Annotated in this window: 15 protein-coding genes; 9 read left to right on the forward strand and 6 right to left on the reverse strand. The window is 29.1% G+C overall.

Going from position 1 to position 15334, the window contains the following annotated elements:
* Positions 1 to 61 precede the first annotated feature (61 nt).
* The gene (locus ACKTTQ_RS15685; protein WP_299133398.1) at positions 62 to 541 is read left to right on the forward strand and encodes a DUF4252 domain-containing protein; all 480 of its coding nucleotides are present in this window, start codon (positions 62 to 64) and stop codon (positions 539 to 541) included.
* Positions 542 to 576: 35 nt separating this feature from the next.
* Here ACKTTQ_RS15685 and ACKTTQ_RS15690 read toward each other — a convergent pair whose 3' ends face one another.
* Positions 577 to 924, reverse strand: coding sequence for an arsenate reductase family protein (locus tag ACKTTQ_RS15690; RefSeq protein ID WP_408049757.1), 348 nt, complete (start codon positions 922 to 924; stop codon positions 577 to 579).
* Positions 925 to 971: 47 nt separating this feature from the next.
* Here ACKTTQ_RS15690 and ACKTTQ_RS15695 point away from each other — a divergent pair, with 47 nt between their 5' ends.
* The 4 genes from ACKTTQ_RS15695 (at position 972) to ACKTTQ_RS15710 (ending at position 5589) form a co-directional block, all read left to right on the forward strand.
* Positions 972 to 1427, forward strand: coding sequence for a DinB family protein (locus ACKTTQ_RS15695; RefSeq protein WP_093869881.1), 456 nt, complete (start codon positions 972 to 974; stop codon positions 1425 to 1427).
* Between the two features lie 12 nt (positions 1428 to 1439).
* Positions 1440 to 2588, forward strand: a complete 1149-nt coding sequence (locus ACKTTQ_RS15700; protein ID WP_408049758.1) for a cystathionine gamma-synthase — start codon at positions 1440 to 1442, stop codon at positions 2586 to 2588.
* A 337-nt stretch (positions 2589 to 2925) separates the two neighbouring features.
* Positions 2926 to 3660, forward strand: a complete 735-nt coding sequence (locus ACKTTQ_RS15705) for a LytR/AlgR family response regulator transcription factor (RefSeq protein ID WP_093869883.1) — start codon at positions 2926 to 2928, stop codon at positions 3658 to 3660.
* Positions 3661 to 3666: 6 nt separating this feature from the next.
* Positions 3667 to 5589 carry a tetratricopeptide repeat protein gene (locus ACKTTQ_RS15710; RefSeq protein WP_299133407.1) on the forward strand — a complete coding sequence of 641 codons (1923 nt, stop codon included), beginning with the start codon at positions 3667 to 3669 and terminating at the stop codon, positions 5587 to 5589.
* Here the strand turns inward: ACKTTQ_RS15710 and dinB are convergent.
* Complete coding sequence (gene dinB / locus ACKTTQ_RS15715) at positions 5586 to 6668, reverse strand: DNA polymerase IV (RefSeq protein ID WP_113786044.1); 1083 nt, start codon at positions 6666 to 6668, stop codon at positions 5586 to 5588. The genes ACKTTQ_RS15710 and dinB overlap by 4 nt on opposite strands.
* Before the next feature lie 72 nt (positions 6669 to 6740).
* On the reverse strand, positions 6741 to 8090 hold the full coding sequence (rseP, locus tag ACKTTQ_RS15720) for an RIP metalloprotease RseP (protein ID WP_408049759.1): 1350 nt from the start codon (positions 8088 to 8090) through the stop codon (positions 6741 to 6743).
* A gap of 161 nt (positions 8091 to 8251) precedes the next feature.
* Between rseP and ACKTTQ_RS15725 the strand changes: the two genes are divergently transcribed.
* Positions 8252 to 8929, forward strand: coding sequence for an SCO family protein (locus ACKTTQ_RS15725; protein WP_408049760.1), 678 nt, complete (start codon positions 8252 to 8254; stop codon positions 8927 to 8929).
* 4 nt (positions 8930 to 8933) lie between these two features.
* Here ACKTTQ_RS15725 and ACKTTQ_RS15730 read toward each other — a convergent pair whose 3' ends face one another.
* Both ACKTTQ_RS15730 and ACKTTQ_RS15735 read right to left on the reverse strand, forming a co-directional pair.
* The gene (locus ACKTTQ_RS15730; protein WP_408049761.1) at positions 8934 to 9275 is read right to left on the reverse strand and encodes an SdpI family protein; all 342 of its coding nucleotides are present in this window, start codon (positions 9273 to 9275) and stop codon (positions 8934 to 8936) included.
* 3 nt (positions 9276 to 9278) lie between these two features.
* Positions 9279 to 10616, reverse strand: coding sequence for a serine hydrolase domain-containing protein (locus ACKTTQ_RS15735; RefSeq protein ID WP_408049762.1), 1338 nt, complete (start codon positions 10614 to 10616; stop codon positions 9279 to 9281).
* A 91-nt stretch (positions 10617 to 10707) separates the two neighbouring features.
* Between ACKTTQ_RS15735 and ACKTTQ_RS15740 the strand changes: the two genes are divergently transcribed.
* Complete coding sequence (locus ACKTTQ_RS15740) at positions 10708 to 11919, forward strand: aminotransferase class V-fold PLP-dependent enzyme (RefSeq protein WP_093869890.1); 1212 nt, start codon at positions 10708 to 10710, stop codon at positions 11917 to 11919.
* Positions 11920 to 12019: 100 nt separating this feature from the next.
* On the opposite strand, the gene ACKTTQ_RS15745 is transcribed toward ACKTTQ_RS15740, so the two are convergent.
* The gene (locus ACKTTQ_RS15745) at positions 12020 to 12721 is read right to left on the reverse strand and encodes a Bax inhibitor-1/YccA family protein (protein WP_093869891.1); all 702 of its coding nucleotides are present in this window, start codon (positions 12719 to 12721) and stop codon (positions 12020 to 12022) included.
* Between the two features lie 405 nt (positions 12722 to 13126).
* On the opposite strand from ACKTTQ_RS15745, the gene ACKTTQ_RS15750 reads away from it, so the two are divergent.
* Together ACKTTQ_RS15750 and ACKTTQ_RS15755 are read left to right on the forward strand one after the other, a co-directional pair.
* Positions 13127 to 14182, forward strand: a complete 1056-nt coding sequence (locus ACKTTQ_RS15750) for a zinc metalloprotease (protein WP_093869892.1) — start codon at positions 13127 to 13129, stop codon at positions 14180 to 14182.
* A 157-nt stretch (positions 14183 to 14339) separates the two neighbouring features.
* A complete protein-coding gene (locus ACKTTQ_RS15755; protein ID WP_093869893.1) occupies positions 14340 to 15311 on the forward strand; it encodes a zinc metalloprotease in 972 nt (323 codons plus the stop codon).
* Positions 15312 to 15334 lie beyond the last annotated feature (23 nt).

Here is a 15334-nt window from a genome sequence, read left to right on the forward strand (position 1 = left end):
TTAAGACTTTTTTTTGTAACAAGTTTTAAAACGAGTCGTCTTCTTTTTAAAACCAAATATTATGAAACGATTTTTAACTGCATTTTTTTGCTTATTTTTAGTTAGTATTAATGCACAAGAAGCAAAATTTAAAAGCTTTTATAAGGCGAATAAAAACAAAACAGCTTTCTCAATAAATTTATCAAGTTCTTTTGCTGGTTCATTTTTTGATGATGAAGATGATGACGAAATTAAAAATCTAATAAAAAAATCAAGTGATTTTAAACTTATGATTTTTGATAAGAATAGAAGCGATGTAGCTAAAGATTTTAAAAGGTTTTCTAGAAGGAATAAATTGAAAACTTTGATAAGGGCTAAGGATAAAGGAGGGAAAGCAGAAATTCTTTTTATAGAAAAAAATAATTTAGTGAGAGAAATTATTATTAAAGCAAGTGCTGATGATGATAAACTTGTTTTGTTGGGGGTTAAAACCAAATTAACAAAAGAAGAGTTAGCTTCAATTATTAGTTCATCAAATAATAAAGATGTTGCTTCCAAATAAAATAAAAAAGGCGGAAAAATTATTTCCGCCTTTTTTTATTGAATTGCCTTTTTTAAACTTTCAATAACCTTTTTACTATTTCCTATATAAATTTCATTGTTTACGATGAAAACAGGGCGTTTTAAGAAAGTGTATTCATCTAAAATATATTGTTTGTAATCAGTTTCTGTTAATGTTTGATTTTTTAAATCCATTTCTCTATACAGTTTTGCTCTTTTATTAAATAACGCTCCAAAACTTCCGCTTAAACTATACATTTCTTCTAGTTGTTTTATAGTAATTGGAGTTGATTTAATTTCTTGTTTTTCAAAACCATCTAAGTTTACTTCTTTTAAAATTCTTCGACAAGTATCACAGGTTTGTAAAAAATAAACTTTCTTCATTTTATGTAAATGTTTAATAATATATTTGAGCTAAAATAAACAGAAAAATGGATACACAATTTGAAGTTCTAAAAAAATCTAGAGAGTTAGTGTTTAATCTTATAGATGGACTAACTATTGAGCAGTTACATAAGATTCCAGAAGGGTTTAATAATAATATAGCTTGGAATGTTGCTCATTTGGTAGTAACTCAACAATTGTTACATTATAAATTATCTGGATTACAGTGTTTAGTGTCAGATGAATTGATAGATAATTATAGAAAAGGAACTAAGCCATCAGAAACTTTTACTGAAGAAGAGTTAGAAGAGGTGAAAGAATTGTTGTTGGGATTACCTGATACTTTAAAAGAAGATTTTGAAGCTGGTATTTTTACAGATTATACGTCTTATAAAACAAGTACAGGTTTTGTTTTAGATTCTTTTAAAACTGCTCTAGCTTTTAATAATATGCATGAAGGAATGCATTTAGGAGTAATTATGGCAATGAGAAAGTTAGTGTAAATTTTTAGTAGTATGAAATTTAATACTAAAGCTATACATGGTGGTCAACAGCATGAAGAAGCAACAGGGTCGGTAATGACCCCAATTTTTCAAACTTCTACATATGCTCAATCTAGTCCTGGTGTGCATAAAGGTTACGAGTATTCACGTGCAGCTAATCCTACAAGAACTGCTTTAGAAAATGCATTTGCATCTATAGAGAATGGAACTCATGGGTTTGCCTTTTCTTCAGGGTTGTCTGCTATTGATTGTGTACTACGTTTATTAAAACCAGGTGATGAGATTATTACAGGAGATGATTTGTATGGTGGAACGTATCGAATGTTTACCAGACTGTTTCAAAAATATGGTTTAAAGTTTAAATTTGTTGATGTAGGTGAAGTTACTAATGTAGTTGATGAGGTTTCTGATGCAACAAAGTTAATTTGGTTAGAAACGCCTACCAATCCATTAATGAAAATAGTTGATGTTGTAGGAGTAACTAATGCTGTAAAAAATAAAAATACTGATATTTTAGTTGCTGTTGATAATACATTTGCAACCCCTTATTTACAACGTCCATTAGATTTAGGAGTAGATATTGTTATGCATTCAGCTACTAAATATCTAGGAGGTCATTCAGATTTAGTAATGGGAGCTCTAATGGTAAAAGATGAAAAGTTAGCTAAAGAGTTACACTTTATACAATTCGCAGCTGGGGCGATAGCTGGCCCTATGGATTCCTTTTTAGCATTACGAGGCATAAAAACATTGCATTTACGTATGCAACGCCATTGCGAAAATGGAATGGCTGTAGCTAAATTTTTGAAAGAGCATAACAAAGTAAGTAACGTATATTATCCAGGTTTAGAAAGTCATCCTAATCATGAAATTGCTAAGAATCAAATGGATGATTTTGGAGGGATGGTTTCTTTTCGTTTGAAGGATGAAAGTAAAAAAGCAACGTTTAAATTTTTAGAGAGCACTAAGTTATTTACGTTAGCAGAATCTTTAGGAGGAGTAGAGAGTTTAGTGAATCATCCAACTACAATGACTCATGCTTCAATTCCAGAAGAAGAAAGATTAAAAATAGGAATTACTGAATCTTTAATTAGATTAAGTGTTGGTGTTGAAGATATAGATGATCTATTAGATGATTTGTCACAAGCTTTAAAGCAGTAAGAAATATTTTAAACTAACTTTTAAAAGAATCTTTTTATAGGTTTTTATCAGAATTATAAAAAAAGAAAAGCACTACAATGTAGTGCTTTTCAATTTAATTATCATTGTTGATTAATCCCCCAATTATCAAAATGATTCCCCTTGTATATTACACTGCAAATATGAGATTAAAAAATAATTTAATATAGGCTTAATGTATAGTTTGCATATCTTCATGTATAATTTGCATATAATTTGTTATGAGATGTATTATTTATGATGTGAGTGCACTAAAATGAGGTTTTTTCAATTTTAATTTTAGCTTTTTAAAGGTTACATTTGATACAAATACTATAATATGATAAGAGCAGTTATTGTAGATGATGAGCCTAAGGCAATTCAAGGTCTTACCTGGGAATTGTCTAATTTTAATAATGACTTAGAAATTATTAAAACTTTTACTGAGGCTGATAAAGCAATTGAATATATCAATTCAAATGTTCTTGATTGTTTATTTTTAGATATTGAAATGCCAACTATGGATGGTTTTCAATTGTTAGAAAAACTAGAGAGAAAAGATTTTGCGGTTGTAATAACAACTGCTTATAATGAGTATGCTATAAAAGCATTAAAAAACCAAGCAATTGATTACTTGTTAAAGCCTGTTGATTCTGATGACTTGGAAGAAACATTAAGTCGAATAAAAAATTACTATTCTAAAACTAGTAGTACAAGTAAGTTTGATAAAATATTATCAAGTTTTAATGAGAAGTTTAATAGACGTAAAATTACAATTAATACCGATGGAAAACTTGTTTTTTTAGAGGAATCAGAAATTTTGTTTGTTGAATCTGATGGAAACTATTGTTCAATACATACAATAAATAATAAAAAAATAGTAATAACTAAAAAATTAAAAGAAGTTAATATCTTGTTGCCTGACGATCATTTTTTTAGAATTCATAATTCTTTTATTATCAACCTTAATAAGATAAAAGAGTTTTTAAAATCAGATGGCTATGTTATTTTAGAAAACAATCATAAAATACCTGTTTCAAGGCAGAAAAAATCAGATTTTTTAGACAAATTTTAAAATTTAATGAAACTCTTTCCCTTATATATTTTCTTTTTTTGTATAAACTTCAGTGGATATTCTCAAGATCAACCTGTTGAGAGTGAAACTATGATTAAAGCTTTTTTTAAAGAAGACTTTAACGACTATTTTCAAGTACAGCATTATTTTAATAAGACGCAGTTTGGAAAAGGTGAAATAGATTTCCTATTAGAAAAAAGTAAGGGGAGTAAAAATATTCTAGGAAAAATTTATTCTTATACCTTATTAGGTAGGTATTATAGAAATAAAACAACCTATGAAAAAGCAATTGAAAATTATTTAAATGCGCTTAATTTATCAAGAGAGTTTAAAAAGGTAAATGCAGAAATTGTTGTATTAAATCAAATAGGGGTTGTTTATCGAAGACAAGATAAAATAAGAAGTGCTTTAAACTATCATCAATTTGCTCTTGAGTTAGTAAATAAAATACCCAATCCTACCAAAGACATAAAAATAAGTAAAAGTGTTTGTGAAAATAGTATTGGTAATATATATTTAAAACTGAAGCAATATAAATTAGCGTTAGAAAAATTTGAAAAAGCAATTGTAACCCAACAAGAGTTACAAGATAAAAGAGGACTAGCAATTAATCACCAAAATATTGGATTTGCATACCAAAATTTAGAAAAATTAGACAGTGCATTGGTTAATTATAATAAGTCGTTACAATACAATTTAGAAAATAAATCTAGAATAGGTAAGGTTATATGTCATAATAGTATTAGTAATGTTTTAATTTTAAAAGGTGAATATAAAAAAGCTTTAAAATATATTGAAGAAGTAAAAGTCTTATCTGAACAAATAGGAAACAAATTTTACATATCTAGAATTTACAACACCCTTGGTTATTGTCAAATAAAATTAGGGAAACTTGATGAAGGTAAAAAGAATGTAAACAAGTCTTTAAGTATTTCGTTAAAGCATGGTATTCCTACTAATACAAATAAATCATATGAATATTTATCAGAAATTTATAGGTTAAAGAGAGATTTTGAGAAAGCGTATGTTTTTTATAAAAAATCTATTGTAGGAACTCATAAAACATTTAATGATAGGAATATTCTTTATGTGAATAACTTGATTAATAAGTATGATAATGAAGTAAAAAATAATAAAATAAAAAGTTTAGCGAAAGAAAATGAGATTACTAAATTAAAGCTTACTCGAAATAGAAATATTTTAATAATAGCTTTAGTTTCAATTGCTTTATTTGGTGTTTTACTGTATGCTATCTATGGCCAACGTTTGTTAAGTAATGATAAAAAAATACTGGTGCTAGAGCAAGAAGCACTACAAAATCAAATGAATCCTCATTTTGTGTTCAATGCGCTTAATTCGATAAAACTTTATATTATAAATAATGAACAGAAAAATGCAGTTTATTACCTGAATAAATTCTCAAAACTAATTAGAAGTATTTTAGAATCATCAAAAACAAAAGAAGTTCCTCTAAGTGATGAGTTAAAAACAATGAACCTATATATGAGTATTGAAAATATTAGGTTTTCAAATGAAATTGTTTATCATGAAAATATTGATGAAGGAATAAATTTAGACAAAGTAAAAGTACCTCCTTTAATTTTACAACCGTTTTTAGAAAACGCAATATGGCATGGTTTGTCTTCAAAAAAAGGAATAAAAAAAGTAAGCTTATCTGTACTTAAAGTATCCAATGATTTTATACAAATTGATATATCAGATAATGGGATAGGGAGAGAGGAAGCTTTAAGAATAAAAAAGAACAAATCACTTAAAAGAAAGTCAATAGGTATTGAGTTAACAAAACAACGGTTGCAAAACTTTACAGATGAGTTTAAGAATTGTTATTCATTAGTTTATACTGATTTAACTGATAAAAATAATTCTCCAGCTGGGACAAAAGTATCATTGAAAATACCACTTAGTTAAAAATCAAAAGATAACTGTATCCAAACTGGATCTTTTTTATCAGTATCTAAGTTACTAAATGATATACCTAACAGCCTAACAGATTCTTTTAATTCCTCTTGATATAAGAGCTCTTTAATAATAGGCATAAAGTCTTTTTTTAAATGAATATACTCAGAAACAGTTTTACTTCTTGTTTGTTGAGTAAAATTACTATATTTAATTTTTAAGGTTAATGTTTTTCCTTTGGTTTTAGAATGAAGCATTCTTTTTTCTAACTCTTCTGCTATTGCATCAAGCCGTTCTATCATGTATATTTCTGAAGAAATATTTTCATTAAAAGTTCTTTCAGCAGCTATAGATTTACGAATTCTGTTAGGTTTTACTTTGCTGTTCTGCATACCTCTTACTATGTTATAGTAGTGTAAGCCAGATTTCCCAAAAAGTTTAATGAGTTCTTCTAAGTTTTTTCTCTTTAAATCTAAACCAGTAAATATCCCTAAGTTATGCATCTTAGCTGCGGTTACCTTTCCAACGCCATAAAACTTATTTACAGGGAGTTTTTCTAAGAAGTCAATAACTTCATTAGGTTTAATTGTTTTTTGTCCGTTAGGCTTGTTAATATCAGAAGCTACTTTGGCTATAAATTTATTAATAGAAATACCTGCAGAAGCACGTAATTCTAATTCTTCCCAGATACGTTGACGAATTTCTTGTGCAATTAAACTAGCTGACGAAATACCTTTTTTATTTTCAGTAACATCTAAATAGGCCTCATCTAAAGATAAAGGCTCAACCAAATCAGTATAGTCATAAAAAATAGCTCTTATTTTCGATGATATTTCTTTGTAACGACTATATCTTGGTTTTACAAAAATTAAATGCGGACATTTTTGTTTTGCTAAAGCGCCACTCATTGCTGATCGTACGCCAAATACTCTGGCTTCATAACTAGCAGCAGATACAACACCTCTAATTTCATTACCTCCAACAGCAACAGGTTTACCCAGTAACTCTGGATTATCAAGTTGCTCAACAGATGCATAAAATGCATCCATATCAACATGAATTATTTTTTTATATGGAGGTTGTAAGTCTATACAGTAAAAATATAAAAACTCCCAAAGAAAGTTAACTTTCTTTGGGAGTTTTTATAGATATGTTATTGTGACTTATTTAAAGAATTTCCTAAAAACATCATTACCATTAGCAAATAGTAATAGGGTTAATAATAAAACAAATCCAATAACTTGAGCGTATTCTAAAAATTTATCACTTGGCTTTTTCCCTGTTATCATTTCCCATAAGGTAAATACTACATGACCACCATCTAAAGCTGGAATAGGTAATAAATTCATAAAGCCTAACATGATTGATAAGAATGCTGTTATTTCCCAAAATGCTTGCCAGCTCCAAGTAGAAGGAAAAACATCAGCAATTGATAAAAAACCTCCTAAGCCCTTATATGCTCCAGTACTTGGATTTACTATTTTCTTTAGTTGTTTTATATAACTCGTTAATGTTGTCCAAGATTTATTTAAACCAACAGGAATAGCTTCAGAGAAAGAGTAATTGTTATTAGCTAGATTATAATATCCAAGTTTTTCAAGTTGGTTAGGCTTTAAATTAACAGGGTAAGCTCCTAGTTTTCCTTTGTCCGAAATAGAAACCGTAAAAGTTTTAATTTCATCATTTCTTTTTACATCTATAGAAATTGTTTGCCCTTTATAACTTTTAAATTTTTTGACAATCTCATCATAATATTTAACAGGACTCCCATTAACTCCTATAATAATATCTTTTTTTAATAAACCAACATTTAAATTTTTTGATTTTTTATCTATTTCAGCAATCATGAAAGGAACTCTTACAGATAAAAAAGGTCCAGCTTCTTTTTTTCGATCTATTAATTTAGATATAAAATCTGTAGGGATTTTTTTTGTTAGTAATTCGCCATTTCTTTCAATAGAGAATTCATTACCATTAATAAAACTTAATGTTAGTTCTCTAAACATTCTTGGTTTTTGACCATCGATAGATAATATTTTATCTCCAGTTTGCAATCCTAAATCGGAAGCAAGTTTGTCTTGTACCCAAACACCATCTTTTACATTATCGTTAGGTAAAAATTTCTCACCATAGCCCCACATTAAACAAATGTAAATTAAGATACCTAAAATGAAATTTACAACCACACCACCTAACATAATAATTAAACGTTGCCATGCTGGTTTTGATCTAAATTCCCATGGTTTAGGTTCTTCTTTTAATTGCTCAGTATCCATACTTTCATCAATCATTCCAGCAATTTTTACATAACCACCTAAAGGAATCCATCCAATACCATAAACAGTTTCACCAATTTTCTTTTTAAATAAAGAAAACTTGTAATCAAAAAATAAGTAGAACTTTTCTACTTTGGTTTTAAATAGTTTGGCTGGGATAAAATGGCCTAACTCATGAAGAACAATTAAAAGCGATAAGCTTAAAATAAATTGTGATGCTTTTATTAAAATTTCCATAAATGGGTTTATTTCTAAAATTTAAAATTTGACAAATGTACGTTTTTAAAAAGAGTTCTAAAAGTTTGCAATAGGAGGGATTCATTGATTTAACAAACTTTTTGTAGTAAGAATATAGAATACTTGTTTTTAGTCGTATTTTTGTGTAAAATTTCAGAAGAATGGACTTAAAATTCTTTAAAAAATCGAAAAGCACATTAATTTTTTTACTTGTTTTTTCAGCAATAGCACTTCCTGTCTTTTATCATTTAGTAAAAGTAGATAAGAAGTTACCAATTTATAATCCAGTTGATATTAATCCTAAGTTAGTAGACGCCTCTGTTAGAAATAAATCTAAAAATCATACAGTTGGAGATTTTTCTTTAATAAATCAAAATGGAGAGACAATTACTCAAGAGAATTATAAAAATAAAATTTATGTAGCTGATTTCTTTTTTACGCGTTGTCAAACTATTTGTATAATAATGGCTTTAAATATGACTGAATTACAAAGTCATTTTAAAGATGATAAAGATGTCTTATTTTTATCACATTCGGTAACACCAGTTATGGACAGTGTTCCTGTTTTAAGGGCTTATGCTGATAAAAAAGGGGTTATTGATGGGAAGTGGAATGTAACTACAGGAGAAAAAAAAGAAATTTATAATCTAGCTCGTAAACATTACTTTGCTGTATTAGATGAAGGTAATGGTGATGAGAATGACTGGGTTCATACCGAGAATTTTGTATTGATAGATAAGGAACGTCGCATTCGAGGTATTTATGATGGTACCAAGAAAGAGAATATGCAAAAAATTATTAACGATATTACTTTGCTAAAAGAAGAGTATAAAAAATAGATTGTTATTTTTTATTCCCCTCTTCATCAAAATTTTTAGTAATTTCTTGTTCTGTTTTTATTACTGAAACAGCTAATGATAATAGCATTATAGCCATTGGTTGCCAGCTTATTTTAGCATTAATAGAAACGAGTAATAAAGAAGCTATTAAAGAAATAGTGGCGTATATTAAAAATTGTTTGGTAAAAAAGGTATTAGCAAAATTCCAAACAACTTCATTTTTCATTGTTTTATTAGTACGGTAGCCATAAAAAGAATTTATCTTTTTAGGAGGAAAAAAATAAAAGACAATACTAAATATAAATAGTAATCCATTAATTGATAATACGTAGTAGTAAGGATTCATATATTAGTTTTTTATAGATGAAATTATATTTTTCAAAAATACATTAATATCTGCATTTTTAGTCAATCCCATTCTAACAATTACTAATTCTTGATCAGGTAAAATAAATACATTTTGTCCTTTATATCCGTTAAAAGAATACATGTTTGTAGGAGCATCAGGGTATCTTTTAGCTGTGTTTAACCATATTTGAGCACCGTAACCACCTTCTTTTTTAATATTAGAGGTAGGTGTTGGTGTGGTTGCATAGGTAACCCAATCCTTGTCAAATAAATTTTCACCATTCCAATGACCATTATGTAAGTACAATAATCCAAATTTAGCCCAGTCTCTTGGGGTAGCCCAAGCATAAGAAGAACCAATATAATTCCCTCTCATGTCAGCTTCTAAAATCATAGAATTCATTCCTATTTTATCAATTAAAGCACTATACCAAAAATCTAAATATTCTTGATGTGTAGAAAATTGACTACGTAAAATACCAGATAGTAAATTTGTGGTTCCAGATGAGTAATTCCAAGTTTCATTTGGTTTACCAACTAATGGTTTGTTTATTTGGGTTTTAGTAACATCTTTTTCTAAAAATAACATTTTTGTTACATCAGAAATTGTATTGTAATCTTCCAGCCATTCTAGCCCTGAATTCATTTGAAGCAGGTTATGTATGGTTATGTTTTTACGATCATCATTTTGCCATTCTTTTATAGGGGCTTTATCCATAACATTAATTCCACCTTTACATTGTAAAATTCCAAACAAGGTTGAGGTTATACTTTTTGTCATAGACCAACCCAATAACTTTGAATCTTTAGTAAAACCTTTATCGTATTTTTCTGAAATAATTTTATCCTTGTAAACAACAACTACAGCTCTAGTTTTATTGGTTTCGTTAAATATAGAGCTAACAGTATTGTGTAGCTTATTGTAGTCAATATTTGCAAAAACCGAATCCTTTTGAGATGCGTTTCCATAAGGGTATGGAGTTAAGTTATCTGAAGTTTCTCTATTTGGTGTTAAATACGGTGCAGAGGTGTCAAAATCATCAGTAATTAAAACAGCTCCTAACCCTTTTCTGTATATAGCTTTTCTTTTTAATAAGCCAAAAGCAGAACCTGTTGCTGATTTTTCTTCTAAATTAATTTTATCTGAAGTTAAATTAATTGGAGAAAAATTATTGTCTGTACTATCAGTAAAAGCTAAATTTCGGCCTGCAACAAAAACTGAAGAAGCGGTGTTTTTTGCTGAATACCCTGCTAATATGTTTAACTTAGAGTAATTATAAAAAACTACAGCTATTACTATAACTAAAATAATAAGAAGTATTCTTTTTAGGAGTTTCATTATCAATGTTTTTTAGCAAATGTAATAATTTAATTGATTGTTCTCATTTTTAAAAACCAAGTATTACCTTTGTTTTAAATTAGATGATAATATGTTTAGTATAGAAAAAATTCGAGCAGATTTTCCTATTCTTAATCGTGAGGTTCATGGAAAGCCATTAGTATATTTTGACAATGGTGCTACTTCACAAACTCCACAAATAGTTATAGATGCAATTGTTGATTATTATTCTAATTACAATGCAAATATTCATAGAGGAGTTCATACTTTAAGTCAAGAAGCTACTGATAAGTATGAAGAGGCACGTCTTAAAATTCAAAAGCACTTTAATGCTAAACATTCTTATGAGATAATTTTAACAGCTGGAACAACACATAGTGTAAATATTGTTGCATCTGGATTTGCTTCATTACTAAAAGAAGGAGATGAAATAATTGTTTCATCTTTAGAGCATCACTCTAATATTGTTCCGTGGCAAATGCTATGTGAAAAAACAGGAGCAGTTTTAAAAGTAATCCCTATGGCTGAAGATGGTTCATTAGAAATGGAAGCTTATCATGAGCTATTAAATTCTAAAACAAAATTGGTGTTTTGTAATCATGTTTCTAATGCTTTGGGTACCATTAATCCAATTAAAGAAATGATTCATGCCGCTCATAAATTTGGTGCTTATGTTTTGATTGATGGTGCACAAGCTTGTCCTCATATTAGGCCAGATGTTCAAGAGTTGGATGTTGATTTTTATGTAGCTTCTGCTCATAAAATGTGTGGACCTACTGGTGTTGGACTTTTGTATGGAAAAGAAGAGCTATTGAATAAATTACCACCTTATCAAGGAGGAGGAGAGATGATTGAAACAGTAACTTTTGAAAAAACCACGTATGCAGGTTTACCTCATAAATTTGAAGCAGGGACTCCAAATATTTGTGGAGGTATTGCTTTTGGAGTTGCTATAGATTATATGAATTCAATAGGTTTTGATGCCATTGCTAAACAAGAAAACGAATTGTTAGCTTATGGAACTCAAGAGTTAGAAAAAATAGATGGATTAAAAATATATGGAACTACCAATAAAGCATCTGTTATTTCATTTAATATAGAAGGAGTTCACCCGTATGATATTGGATCTATTTTGGATAAATTAGGGGTGGCAGTTAGAACTGGGCATCATTGTGCTCAACCTATAATGAATTTTTATTGTATTCCTGGAACAATAAGAGCTTCTTTCTCTTTTTACAATACAAAAGAAGAAATTGATATTTTGGTGAATGCTGTTAAAAAAGCAAAAATGATGTTGTCTTAACTAATTGATTTAGATAAGGTTTGTTTGAAATCAAAAAATGATATAAATAAAAAAGCAATGTAAATTACATTGCTTTTTTATTTTTTGTTATAAGTTTTTATTAATCTCTTGACATGAAAATTTGCAATACATACCAAAATAAAAGCATCAAAGAAGCAAATAATCCCATTGCAGCAGGAATATAATCTTCATTAGAAAATTTATGAACTAAGTTTGATGTTTGATATAATATTGAACCACCAGCTAATACACACATTCCTACAGAGAACCATAATCCAAGGTTAAATCCAAATAACATACCAGCTATCATTAAACCAATAGCAATAAAAAAGCCAATAGATAATCCTGCACTAATAAAAGAAAAATCCTTTTTTGTAATAAAAACAATAGAAGAAATACCAGCAAACAACCCTAATGTTACTATAGCCGCTTGTTTTAATAAGTCAAAATTGTTAGTATAAGAAATTGCAATATAAATAAGCGGAATAAATATAAAAGCTTGAGCAAAAGTATAACCTGCATATGCTAAATATTGTAAATTTTTATCTGTAGTTTTTAAAGCAGTACTTTCAGCATAGTTTGTAATAAGCATAAAACCACCTAATAAAAGTAACCATTTATACCCTTGAGTCATAGATAACGTAAACTCTACAATGGTAGCGTTTTGTAGTAATAAGTATTCGAATAAAACAAAAAGTAATACACCACCAGCTACATGCGCATAGGTCTTTTTGTAAAAAGCGATTCTTTCTGCTCCTGATAATTGAGATACTAATACTTTGTTGTTGAATGAATTTTCCATAAATATTTAATTTTCTGTAAAGATATTTATAAATAACTAATACTAAAAAGTTAGTTTATTATTTGTTATTTTTAATGTTTAAAATGCAACATAATTGCATTAATTTGTTTAATTTTTTAATTATTTAAGTGATTATTTGACGTTTTTTCAATCTTTTTTGATTTTAACGTTTGGTTTTATGAATTTGTTAAAAGGAGCTCAGTAGTGATATTTAAAAGGGTTCTTATACATTTTTGTTGTTAAAAAAAAGTGTTTTTATTATTAAAAAAAGATTATATCTTGCAAATCGTTAAGAAAACCCTTCTAATTTTATCTTTTCGGTAATAAGTTAACATTTCTTTAACCTTTTAGGTTTTATAGATGGTTTTTTGACAAACAGTATATAATTAATTTTAATTTATTAACATGAGAAAAATTTTTTTAACAATGGCAGTAGCAACTGCTGTTCTAATGGGGTGTCAAGATGAGTCAAAGAATGACGAAGTTTTAGGTCAAGAAGTGCCGGTTGACATGAGTGATTTCTATGTTCAAACTGATGAAGTTCAACATAGAGGGGGGAATGATCAATGTCATTCAATGAAAGTTCTAAACAGACAGCTTAAAGAAAACCCAAAGCTTTACAAAAAAATGTACGATGTTGAGTACGCTACAAGAAAGTTAATCGCTGGTAAGAAAGGTGGTAACGGTGGTGGAAATGGAAACGGCGGCGGTGGTACCGGTGGCGGTGGCGGTGGAACTACACCTGACAACTTAGGTGTTATCAATATTCCTGTTTATGTACATGTTGTGTATAGTAACTCAAACGAAAATATTAGTAATACTCAAATAGCTTCTCAAATGAGTGTGCTTAATGATGATTTTAGAAAGACTAATTCTGATGCTAGTAATACTCCTTCAGAATTTGCAGGGGTTGCTGCTGATTCAGAATTTACTTTCTCATTAGCAGGTACGTTTAGATATTCTAATTCTAGAACTTCTTGGGGAACTAATGATGCTGTAAAGTCAGCTTATCCTCCTGTAACACCAGAAACTCACTTAAATATTTGGGTATGTAATATTGGTGGTGGAATTTTAGGTTATGCACAATTTCCTGGAGGAAACTCTTCTACTGATGGTGTTGTTTGTGCACCACAATATTTTGGTACAACAGGTTATGTTTCTTCTCCATTTGATGGTGGTAGAACTATGACACATGAAGTAGGTCATTATTTAAACTTACGTCATATATGGGGAGATGGTAGATGTCGTCAAGATGATTTCGTTGCTGATACTCCTTCTTCTGATGCTCCTAACTATGGATGTCCATCATATCCAACTGTAAACTGTCGTTCAAATGATATGACAATGAACTATATGGATTATACGGATGATGCATGTATGAGTTTGTTTACAGAAGGTCAAAAATCAAGAATGAGAGCTATCTTTCAATCTGGTGGAGCTAGAGCTTCAATGATCAACTAAAAATATATAAGCGCTATGAAAATAGCGCTTTTTTTATATCCCTTCTTTAATAATTCTTATTAAGTTTCCCTCTTGTCTTAATTATTAAGTAATCATTAAAGTATTAGTGCTTTTTAAACTCTTAACTAATATTAATTAAAATTTAAAATTTTAAAAGATGAAAAAACTTATTTTATCTCTAGCAGTAGTTGCTAGTGTTTTAATTGGATGTGAAACCAATGAGCAAAACCCTATTGAAAGCGAATTTACTGAGACAACTTCATTGCAAAAAGCAGAAAAGCAATGTTTTACAATGGATGTTTTAGGTAAAAACATGAATAATGATCCATCTTTAAAAGGTAAAATGGAAGCTGTTGAAAGTTTTACTAATGAATATGTTTCTAAAGTAAAAAAAGGTGAGTTTTCTCAAAGATTAGTAAATGGAAAAATTCAAATACCAGTGGTGTTTCACGTAATCTATAAGCGTTCTAGTGAAAACGTGTCATTGGCAGTATTGCAAGATCAAATAACAGCAATGAATGAAGATTTTAACCTTCAAAATCCAAACAGAGGATCTTTACCAGCTGAATTTGCAGGTGTTGAAGCGAATGTTGAAGTTGATTTTGTAATTGAAAGTGTAATTAGAGTTCAAAATAAAAAGAAAAGACGTTGGAGACCAGATGATTCTATGAAATTTGCTTCTTCAGGAGGTAGTGATGTAGTTAATCCACAAGAATTTTTAAATATTTGGATAGTTAATTATATGCCATATCAAACAGGTCAAATTTTAGGATATGCACAATTTCCAGGAGGTAGCTGGTCTACTGATGGAGTTGTTTTAGCTGCTCCTTTTGTTGGAAGAAACCAAAGAACAGCAACCCATGAGGTTGGACACTGGTTAAACTTACGCCATATTTGGGGTGATGGAGGATGTGGTGCTAGCGATTTTGTTGCAGATACACCAGATGCAGATGGTCCAAGTAGAGGTTGTCCTTCTTATCCTACAAATGAGTGTGGTAGTAATAATATGACAATGAATTTCATGGACTATTCTGATGATAATTGTATGTACATGTTTACGCAAGGTCAAAAAACAAGAATGGATGCAGTTTTTGCTCCAGGAGGATTTAGAGCTACTATGGCTGACTAATAAAAATATTTATTTTATTAAAA

The sequence above is a fragment of the Tenacibaculum halocynthiae genome (assembly GCF_964512825.1).
In the GTDB taxonomy this organism is placed as follows: Bacteria; Bacteroidota; Bacteroidia; order Flavobacteriales; family Flavobacteriaceae; genus Polaribacter; species Polaribacter halocynthiae.

Excerpts from the sequence above, each read along its gene's own strand:
- ACKTTQ_RS15685 (WP_299133398.1), top strand. The coding sequence starts at position 62 with ATGAAACGATTTTTAACTGCATTTTTTTGCTTATTTTTAGTTAGTATT.
- ACKTTQ_RS15690 (WP_408049757.1), bottom strand. The coding sequence starts at position 924 with ATGAAGAAAGTTTATTTTTTACAAACCTGTGATACTTGTCGAAGAATT.
- ACKTTQ_RS15695 (WP_093869881.1), top strand. The coding sequence starts at position 972 with ATGGATACACAATTTGAAGTTCTAAAAAAATCTAGAGAGTTAGTGTTT.
- ACKTTQ_RS15700 (WP_408049758.1), top strand. The coding sequence starts at position 1,440 with ATGAAATTTAATACTAAAGCTATACATGGTGGTCAACAGCATGAAGAA.
- ACKTTQ_RS15705 (WP_093869883.1), top strand. The coding sequence starts at position 2,926 with ATGATAAGAGCAGTTATTGTAGATGATGAGCCTAAGGCAATTCAAGGT.
- ACKTTQ_RS15710 (WP_299133407.1), top strand. The coding sequence starts at position 3,667 with ATGAAACTCTTTCCCTTATATATTTTCTTTTTTTGTATAAACTTCAGT.
- rseP (WP_408049759.1), bottom strand. The coding sequence starts at position 8,090 with ATGGAAATTTTAATAAAAGCATCACAATTTATTTTAAGCTTATCGCTT.
- ACKTTQ_RS15725 (WP_408049760.1), top strand. The coding sequence starts at position 8,252 with ATGGACTTAAAATTCTTTAAAAAATCGAAAAGCACATTAATTTTTTTA.
- ACKTTQ_RS15730 (WP_408049761.1), bottom strand. The coding sequence starts at position 9,275 with ATGAATCCTTACTACTACGTATTATCAATTAATGGATTACTATTTATA.
- ACKTTQ_RS15735 (WP_408049762.1), bottom strand. The coding sequence starts at position 10,616 with ATGAAACTCCTAAAAAGAATACTTCTTATTATTTTAGTTATAGTAATA.
- ACKTTQ_RS15740 (WP_093869890.1), top strand. The coding sequence starts at position 10,708 with ATGTTTAGTATAGAAAAAATTCGAGCAGATTTTCCTATTCTTAATCGT.
- ACKTTQ_RS15745 (WP_093869891.1), bottom strand. The coding sequence starts at position 12,721 with ATGGAAAATTCATTCAACAACAAAGTATTAGTATCTCAATTATCAGGA.
- ACKTTQ_RS15750 (WP_093869892.1), top strand. The coding sequence starts at position 13,127 with ATGAGAAAAATTTTTTTAACAATGGCAGTAGCAACTGCTGTTCTAATG.
- ACKTTQ_RS15755 (WP_093869893.1), top strand. The coding sequence starts at position 14,340 with ATGAAAAAACTTATTTTATCTCTAGCAGTAGTTGCTAGTGTTTTAATT.